The following is an 8,815-nucleotide window of genomic DNA, read 5'->3' on the forward strand; positions in this document are numbered from 1 at the left end:
CCCTCAACATCGGAAACAGCCATTGCTATTACTTTTTTAGTTATCAATCTTTCCACCCTGCTTCGGCAGGTTTTTTGGGCTTTTTTATGTCTGAAATGGAAAAACCGCACTTTTTCTGGGTCAATGATGACAATAAGTTATAGCTTAGAAGCTAATCAACAACTAAAGCTTATGCTTGTAGCTAAGTGAAATCATTGATTAAGAGACCTGTGCTTTTCAATAACTTTTTCAGCAGACCCTAGTTAAATCCAAGTATTCGATGATATTTTCTCCATCATCAAATTTGCGGTCAAAATCTTCAGCTTTCATAAATTTCTACCTCTTCAGGTCTAGAGCGTTTCCGTGGCTGCATCTCAATTTGGTCGAAATATCTATAGGACATTTTGGGCGCACGCAGTTCGATAAACTCACTGACCACTAGGCACTCCTACAATAATATTATCGTAGTGACTGTATCGGCAAAAGTTATAGTACAATTGAGCTAATAAACTTTGGAATTCCCTTGCTGCTGTTATCAGTAAAAAGTTATCAGGTAGAACCTGAAGGGAGCGTTCCCAAGTAAAAGGGAACGAGATATCACCTGATTATAATCTTGCTGGTTTTCTTGGATCTTGTCCGATGGCTCAGGGCAGATTTGAACTGCCGACCTTGGGCTTATGAGTCCCCTGCTCTGACCAACTGAGCTACTAAGCCGTTGTTTACACAGTTATCAATAATAACACACAATCACCCAATTGCACAAGAGCAAAAAAGGGAAGAAAAAATCTTCCCTTTCTGGGCATCTTTAACGTCTGCCTGGCAGGAAAGCCATGGGATTGACTGCTCCCTGGCCGGAGGGGTGAACCTCGAAATGTAGGTGGGGGCCGGTGCTAAAACCGGTGCTACCCATCTGGGCGATTGGCTCGCCTTGCTGAACAGTTTGGCCGCGACGCACCAGCAGACGGCTGTTATGGGCATAGAGAGTGGTGCTACCATCGGGGTGACGCAGTTTCACCAGATTGCCATAACCGCCAGAATTCCAACCGGAGGAGATTACTTCACCGGCAGCCGCCGCCACAACCGGTGTACCCACTGGACCGGCGATATCGATGCCGCGATGAGGTCTGCCCCAGCGCCAACCGAAACCGGAAGTTAACACACCCCTAGTGGGCCAGATAAAGCCGGTAAAAATGGGGGTGGGATTAGGTAAATACTCATCGGGATTAGCGAGGGGAGGAAGGGAAGGTTCTACGGTTTCGCCGACGGGAATTCGTAGGCGGTCATTATATTCTTCCACATTGGTAGGAGCCGAACCGATAATCTGTGGGGGGGTGCTTTGGTTAGAACGAGAACGAAGGGCAGCCCATTGAGGATTAGGGGTTATTTGCCGATCATCGACGGTTTCTGAGGGATTATCGACGGGAATAGCGATACTTTTCTGGGTTTCCGAAAGGTTAGTTTCCCGCAGATTAGCCACCTCTTGGCGCAATCTTTCCCGATAGCTGCCGGTGATATTTTCGGGGAATTCTTCCGTCTCCGTGGTGGCAGTTGCGGCGGGCAAATTTTGCCGATTGCTGGGGTTAAAGGACAATCTAGGGCGATCGCCGACCAAGGGGGTAAGATTTTGATTAACTCTAGCGTTGGCAGAGCGGTCGCGAATCACTAGGGTTTGATTAACTTTAATCCGGTTGGGATTGTCAATGCCGTTTTCCCTGGCTAATTCGGCGGGGGTGATGCCGAGAGCGCGAGCGATCGTGTTTAAGGTATCCCCTGGCCGAACCCGATAAACTTGATTTTCTGGGGGAATTATGACCCGAGGATTGGGAACGGCGGGAATTTCAGTGACAGGAGCCGGATTTCCTAGGGCGACGCTGGGAATTTCCGGTCTGCTTGTCCAGGGAGGATTAACGGGAATTGTGGCTATCGGGCGATCGCTTTCAGGGGTGGGAACGGGAATCGGGATCACCTGGCTGGTTGGTCGGGGCGATTCTTCGGGAGCAATAACGGGAATCTCGACAGCGGTTGGCGAATTATCGGGAACGAGAGCGGTAGTTTCGGTGACGATTACTGTTTCCCCGGAATCGGACTGATGGGGGATTTCCTCGGTCCGTAGGGCGGCCAAACTTTCTTGGAGACGTTGACGGGTTTGACGCAGACTAGCAGAGGAACTATCCAACTGCTCAGGAGTTGCTGCCGGGGCTGCCGGGGGCAACTGCTCAGGAGTGGGAATTTTTAAGGTTTGTCCGATAATCAGATCGGATTGGGGGGGGAGATTATTGCGGGTAGCGATCGCTGTAGGGGTGGTTTGATAGGTGTCGGCTAAACTCCACAGGGATTCTCCCGGTTTTACCTGATGCTCAACCACTGATGTGGCGATGAATTTGACGGTAGCAAGTGCTTGGGATTGGATTATTTGCGGTTCTTTTAGTTCTTTACCCGCACCTTTTGCTTTTTGGGACAGGTCAATTACTTCCCATTCTAAGGGTACAGAATTGGCGGCCTGGGCTGATTCTGAGGTGGAGTTGAGAATGCTAGGTACTCCCAGAGAGAGTGCTAATCCCAGCAGGGCAGCCGAGCAACGGACTCGGTTAGACTCAGCAGTGCAATTCTGTTCTGGGGTAGCGGATGTCATGGGGTTGTGGATAAAAGTCTCTTTCAAACAGACCTCCTGTGGTGTAAAGAGTTAGCTAGAGCCAGTCGATTCAGCCGATGATTCTAGCTTTCAGCATTAGCCTTGAGGCTAGAGTAGAAGTTAGGCAACTTTCTTTTTAGTCAAAATACCTAAAGGTGACTTTTAGGAGAGATTAACTTAGATTTTGAAATTGTGCAAGTCTCCCTCTGACTATTAGCATCGGGATCACGGCAAGTTGGTGACATTTTGAATGTCCAGATTGACGATGCTCTATCTCAGTTGTTCCAAGCTGATCAGCATTTTTGGTCCTGCCAATTTTTGCCAGTTTTTCATAGAAATTTTTTATCTGTTTTGCCGTTTACAAAGAAATTATTAATCATTTCCCATCCGTTTTTAATAGAGTGAAGGGAATTTCTGAAATGGAATTCAGTCTGTCTATATTTGACTATACTTTTACTAACTAGGGTCTGCTGAAAAAGTTTTTCGTGGGGACCGGGTGTGGGGTGTGGGGTGTAGGTTTTTACCGATTCTGAGGGGGTCAATTACCTAATTTTCAAAGAAAAAGTCCCGGAATTTTCCCCCGATCACTCCCAGAACTGGTACTTTTTGATTGACAAAAAGTCTAAAAGTCTTACCCAACAAGGTTTTTAGATTTATTCAGCAAGCCCTAACTATCACACCTCATTTTGAGGAGAAAGAAACGCCCTCAAGGAGCGGCGAGTCTCATAATCGCTACAATAATAGATAAAATTCTAATTGCGAGGAAAGCCTATCGATACCATCTTCGGCAATACCCAGGGACTGAAAGCCAGTCAGATGAAACAGCTACAAAGGCTGTACTATGAACGCTTGCCCATCGATACTCTCACCACCCCAGAATTCGCCCAAAGACTGGCGGCCATCAGTACCGATATTCATCAACCCCTCTGCACCTATATCAACCGTCGCGGCCAGGTAATTCGTGTGGGAGTGGGAACCCCCCGACAAACCCAATTTTCTCTCTTGGAACTACCCCGCTACGGTTCTGAACGTCTTTGCGGAATTCGTTGTATCGCCACGGAACTCAAGCAGGAACCGCCAAAAGAATCCAGTTTAACCGCCATGGCTTTGCAAAGATTAGACGCACTGGTGATCTTAACTCTAACCGGTACAGGTATGATCCGTCGCGGTGGTGGGGCAACTGGTTATGTGGAGCAAGTCTATCTGGCTCATCTCATACCACAAAGTCAAACAAATGTCAATAGTAATATATACTGGTCTGTCTCCCCGCCCTTAAATCTAGAGGATTTAAGCAAACAGGACTTTTTAGAGTTAGTGGAAGGACTAGAGGCGGAGTTTCAGCGAGAATTTACGGCTATAACCGTTGATACAGCCGAAGATCGGGTGCTATTGGTTGGTTTAATCACCGACGGTATGAGCGATCGCCAGTTCGAGGACGGTTTAAGCGAATTAGAACGTTTAGTTGATACCGCCGGGGGTAAAGTTTTGCAAGTCACCCGACAAAAACGGGATCATCCCCATCCTCAAACAGTGATCGGTTCGGGAAAAGTGGCAGAAATCGCCCTACAGGTGCAAACTTCGGGGGCTAATTTAGTTGTATTCAATCGCGACCTTTCTCCCGCCCAAATTCGCAATCTAGAGAACCAAATCGGGGTGAGAGTCGTTGATCGCACCGAGGTAATCCTGGATATTTTCGCCCAACGGGCCCAATCCCAAGCGGGTAAACTACAGGTAGAATTAGCCCAATTAGAATACACTTTACCCCGTCTTACCGGGCGCGGATTAGCCATGTCGAGATTAGGGGGAGGAATTGGCACTCGCGGACCGGGGGAAACAAAATTAGAAACAGAACGCCGAACTATTCAACGTCGTTTATCCCGTCTCCAGGATGAGGTAGATCAACTGCAAGCTCATCGTTCCCGTTTACGCAAACAACGGCAAAAACAAGATGTAGCCAGTGTGGCGATCGTCGGTTACACCAATGCGGGAAAATCTACTTTAATTAATGCGCTCACCGCTGCCGAAGTTTATACCGCCGATCAACTGTTTGCTACCCTCGATCCCACCACCCGACGCTTAACTATTACCGATCCCCTCACCCAAGTCTCTCACACCCTTTTACTAACCGATACGGTGGGTTTTATCCACGAATTACCCCCCTCGCTGGTGGATGCTTTTCGGGCAACTTTAGAGGAAGTAACGGAAGCAGAAGCATTACTCCATCTGGTGGATCTGTCCCATCCAGCTTGGGAAAGTCAGATTGCCTCGGTATTAAAAATCCTCTCGGAGATGCCGATTCAAACCGGTCCGATGTTAATGGTGTTTAATAAGTTGGATCAGGTAAAAAGCGAGGATTTGGAAATAGCTAAGGAAAAATATCCCCAAGCTGTTTTTATCTCGGCTATTCGTCGGCTAGGATTGGAAACTTTAAAACAAAAGTTAATCGATTTAATCGCTTAAGTATAGCAGTAAGCTGTCAGTATTCAGGAGACAGGAGTTAGGAGTCAGTATTCTCCGAGTCAGTCCTGATGAAAAAATTTTCACCACCAGAGATGAAAATATTCTGATTGACGAATTTGCGTTATTTCAGCTTCTATTTTCAAGTCAGGAGAGGAGGCGGTCGGCGGTCGGCGGTCGGCAGCTTTTTTCTCCCCACTTCATAATTCATAATTCATAATTCATAATTCATAATTCCCACTGATAACTTAGGAACTATGCAAACAATCTTTCAGCGCATAGGCTACCTGTTGTTGTTCCTCGAAGCTTAAATCGGGGAACATAGGTAAAGATAACACTTTTTCACTGGCCAATTCAGCCACAGGTAAATCGCCTTTTTTATAGCCTAAATACTGATAAACCGGCTGTAAATGCAGAGGAATCGGATAATAAACCATGGATAGGACATCTTTTTCCTGCAAAGCCGCCCGAATTTGGTCACGATTTTCCGTTAGGATTGTGTACTGATTCCAAACGTGCTTACCTCCGGCTAAAGCGGCAGGTAAAGTGATATTAGGCAAGGGTTGCAGTAATTCCCGATAACGTTGGGCAATCTCGATCCGTTGATTATTCCAAAAATCGAGATATTTCAGCTTAATTTGCAAAATAACCGCTTGAATGGCATCTAAGCGGCTATTCACTCCGATTACCTCATGGAGATAACGCACCTTGCTGCCGTGTTCTTTAATCATGCGAATTTGTGCCGCTAACTCGGGGTTATTGGTGGTAATTGCGCCACCATCGCCACAACCGCCTAAATTTTTGGTGGGAAAGAAGCTAAAACAGCCGATATCGCCGATACTCCCCACTTTCTGCCCATGCCATTCTGCTCCCGTTGCTTGCGCGCAATCCTCAATCACCAATAAATTATGAGAACGAGCGAAATTTACCACCTCAGACATATTGACAGATTGCCCAAAAAGGTGTACGGGGATAATCGCTTTAGTCTGGGGAGTAATCGCTTTTTCCAACAGTGCCACATCGAGGTTAAAAGTATTAATATCGATATCGACAAAAACCGGTACTGCACCGACTAAATTAATCGCTTCGGCGGTGGCAATAAACGAAAAAGTAGAAGTAATTACTTCATCCCCCGCTTGAATACCGAGGGAGCGCAGTGCCAGATAAAGGGCATCGGTCCCTGAATTACAGGCAACACAATCGCTAACACCATGATAGAGGGCGAATTGTCGTTCTAATTCGCTCACAGCTTCGCCACCAATATAGCGCCCAGAACGGAGGATTTCTAAAACGGCATGGTTAGCTTCTTCGCTGATGACTTGGTATTGACGGGATAAATCGACGGGGGGAATTTTACTCACGCGCTTTCACTCAAATTAGAGACTAATCGGGATTTGTCGGCGAAAAGAAGGATTAATTAGTCAAAAATAATTATAAACTTGCTATTTATAGATGAAGTATCCTTGTAATTTGTTTCTTTTATTTTTATGGATGGATTAGTAGAACTAAATTTGGTGGATTTGGGTTGGGCTTTGGGGATGATGGGTATTTGTTTACTCCTCTCCCGTTGGTCAAATTTAGCCCTAGAGGGACAATTATTATTGGCGACCGGTCGATCGATCCTGCAATTATTAGTGGTAGGCTACGTTATCGCCGTTATTTTTTCCCTGGATAATCCTCTAGCTGTGCTGGGGATTTTGGCAGTGATGATGACTATTGCGACTATTGTTGCTAAAAATCGCATTGATAGCCGGGATAAAGGCTTATTACCGCTAGTTTTCGGCTCTTTATTGATTAGTAGCTGTCTAACTTTAGGTTATGCGATCGCTTTAATTATTCAACCAGAACAATGGTACTCACCCCAATACTTAATTCCCTTGACGGGGATGGTGTTAGGCAATGCCATGAATAGTGCCTCTTTAGCCGGGGAAAGATTAAGCAGTGCGATTAAAAGTCACCGTTTAGAAATCGAAACCCATCTTTGTTTGGGGGCAACCCCTCAACAAGCGATCGCAGGTTATCAAAAAGAAGCGATTCGAGCTAGTTTAATCCCCACCCTCAATCAGATGATGGTGGTGGGTTTAGTCAGTTTACCCGGAATGTTCACCGGACAGGTATTGGCAGGAAGCGAACCTTTAAACGCCGCTTCCTACCAGATACTGATCCTGTTTATGATTGCCCTAGCTAACCTAATCACCGCTCAATTGGTGACAGAGGGAATCTATCGGCGCTTTTTTAGTGAGAATTTATCACTTATCAGTTAACAGTTAGTCAGTTATCAGTTATCACTAGCCACTAACCACTCCTGACTCCTAATTAACGCCCACTGTTCACTGATTACTGTTTACTGATCACTGATTTAGCCTTTCCACTTGCTGGCGACGACTTCAGCGAGATCAACCACCCGTTGGGAGTAACCCCATTCGTTATCGTACCAAGCGATAACTTTCACCATATCGCCACCCATCACCATCGTTAGACTAGCATCGATGATCGAGGAGGCATCAACACCGCGATAATCAGAGGAAACGAGGGGTAAATCATTATATTCGAGAATTCCTTTCAAAGAATTTTCCGCAGCTTCTTTGAGAACTTCGTTTACCTGTTCCGCGATCGTGCTTTTTTCCACTTGCGCGACTAAATCCACTACAGAAACGTTAGGAGTGGGTACACGCAGGGCGATACCGTTAAGTTTCCCTTTCATTTCGGGGATAACTAAGGCTACAGCTTTGGCAGCACCGGTGGAGGTGGGAACGATGTTAACGGCAGCGGCGCGAGCGCGACGGAGATCCCGGTGACTAGCATCGAGAATGCGTTGATCACCAGTGTAACTGTGGGTGGTGGTCATCGTCCCTTTGATGATGCCGAAGTTTTCGTGAATCACTTTGACGACAGGAGCAAGACAGTTGGTGGTACAACTGGCATTGCTGATGACATTGTATTTATCGTGTTCGTATTCGTGAGCGTTGACACCGACGACATAGGTTCCCACACCCGAACCTTTACCCGGTGCGGTAATGAGGACTTTTTTAGCTCCTGCGACAATATGCTTAGAAGCGCCCTCTTCATCGACGAAAACACCGGTAGCTTCGATCACTAGATCTACACCCCATTCTGCCCAGGGCAGATTGAGGGGATTGCGATCGGAATAACATTTAATGGTTTTACCGTTAACAATTAAAGAATTATCATCGGCATCGATATCAGCGTTAAGTTTGCCTAACATCGAGTCATATTTGAGCAGGTGAGCGTTACTTCGGGGATCGGATGTATCATTGATCCCCACTACCTCCAAGCCACTATCAGTCCGTCCTAACCAACATCTTAGGAAATTACGTCCAATCCGTCCGAAACCATTGATCGCTACTCTAATCACTGCTGCTTGCCCTCTACGTTTTAGTGCAATACATAAAAAAATAATTAATGTTCCCAATCATACCCTAAAGGTTGAACTTTGCGATCCCGATCGAAAATAATTTATTAGCTCACCAATCTTATCGGGTTTAAATGAGCAAATTTAATTTATTAAAGCGATTTAAAGCCAAAATTAGCCTAAATAGGGTCTGCTGAAAAAGTTTTTCGGTGGGGGTTGGGGGTTGGGGGATGAGGGATGGGGGATGGGTTTTACCGATTTTCAGGTGGTCAACTACCTAATTTTCAGGGAAAAAGTACCTGAATTTTCCCCCTGATCACTCCCATGCCTGGTACTTTTTGATTGACAAAAAGTCTAAAAGTCTTACCCAACAA

At 46.1% G+C, this 8,815-nt stretch carries 5 protein-coding genes, 1 tRNA gene and 1 pseudogene; 3 read left to right on the forward strand and 4 right to left on the reverse strand.

Features of this window, described 5'->3' with window-relative positions; all coding sequences use genetic code 11:
* A pseudogene (locus IM319_RS18210) lies at positions 1-189 on the forward strand (IS5/IS1182 family transposase); the annotation flags it as partial.
* Positions 190-619: 430 nt separating this feature from the next.
* On the opposite strand, the gene IM319_RS18215 reads toward IM319_RS18210, so the two are convergent.
* Both IM319_RS18215 and IM319_RS18220 read right to left on the reverse strand, forming a co-directional pair.
* Positions 620-693 (reverse strand) — tRNA-Met (locus tag IM319_RS18215).
* A 91-nt stretch (positions 694-784) separates the two neighbouring features.
* Complete coding sequence (locus tag IM319_RS18220) at positions 785-2,611, reverse strand: peptidoglycan DD-metalloendopeptidase family protein (RefSeq protein WP_287736502.1); 1,827 nt, start codon at positions 2,609-2,611, stop codon at positions 785-787.
* A gap of 756 nt (positions 2,612-3,367) precedes the next feature.
* Between IM319_RS18220 and hflX the strand changes: the two genes are divergently transcribed.
* Positions 3,368-5,071: a GTPase HflX gene (gene hflX / locus IM319_RS18225; RefSeq protein WP_287736503.1), complete on the forward strand. Its 1,704-nt coding sequence runs from the start codon at positions 3,368-3,370 to the stop codon at positions 5,069-5,071.
* Positions 5,072-5,316: 245 nt separating this feature from the next.
* Here hflX and IM319_RS18230 read toward each other — a convergent pair whose 3' ends face one another.
* On the reverse strand, positions 5,317-6,429 hold the full coding sequence (locus tag IM319_RS18230) for a DegT/DnrJ/EryC1/StrS family aminotransferase (protein ID WP_287736504.1): 1,113 nt from the start codon (positions 6,427-6,429) through the stop codon (positions 5,317-5,319).
* Between the two features lie 126 nt (positions 6,430-6,555).
* On the opposite strand from IM319_RS18230, the gene IM319_RS18235 reads away from it, so the two are divergent.
* Positions 6,556-7,332 (forward strand): ABC transporter permease, encoded by a 777-nt coding sequence (locus IM319_RS18235; RefSeq protein WP_287079350.1) that lies wholly within the window; start codon positions 6,556-6,558, stop codon positions 7,330-7,332.
* A gap of 95 nt (positions 7,333-7,427) precedes the next feature.
* On the opposite strand, the gene IM319_RS18240 is transcribed toward IM319_RS18235, so the two are convergent.
* Positions 7,428-8,444 carry a type I glyceraldehyde-3-phosphate dehydrogenase gene (locus IM319_RS18240; protein ID WP_286824034.1) on the reverse strand — a complete coding sequence of 339 codons (1,017 nt, stop codon included), beginning with the start codon at positions 8,442-8,444 and terminating at the stop codon, positions 7,428-7,430.
* Positions 8,445-8,815: the final 371 nt, after the last annotated feature.

The organism is Microcystis sp. M113S1 (genome assembly GCF_020246945.1).
Taxonomy (GTDB): domain Bacteria; phylum Cyanobacteriota; class Cyanobacteriia; order Cyanobacteriales; family Microcystaceae; genus Microcystis.

What these genes read in the sequence shown, in the direction of transcription:
- IM319_RS18220 (WP_287736502.1), bottom strand. Translation starts at nt 2,611, where the DNA reads ATGACATCCGCTACCCCAGAACAGAATTGCACTGCTGAGTCTAACCGA.
- IM319_RS18235 (WP_287079350.1), top strand. Translation starts at nt 6,556, where the DNA reads ATGGATGGATTAGTAGAACTAAATTTGGTGGATTTGGGTTGGGCTTTG.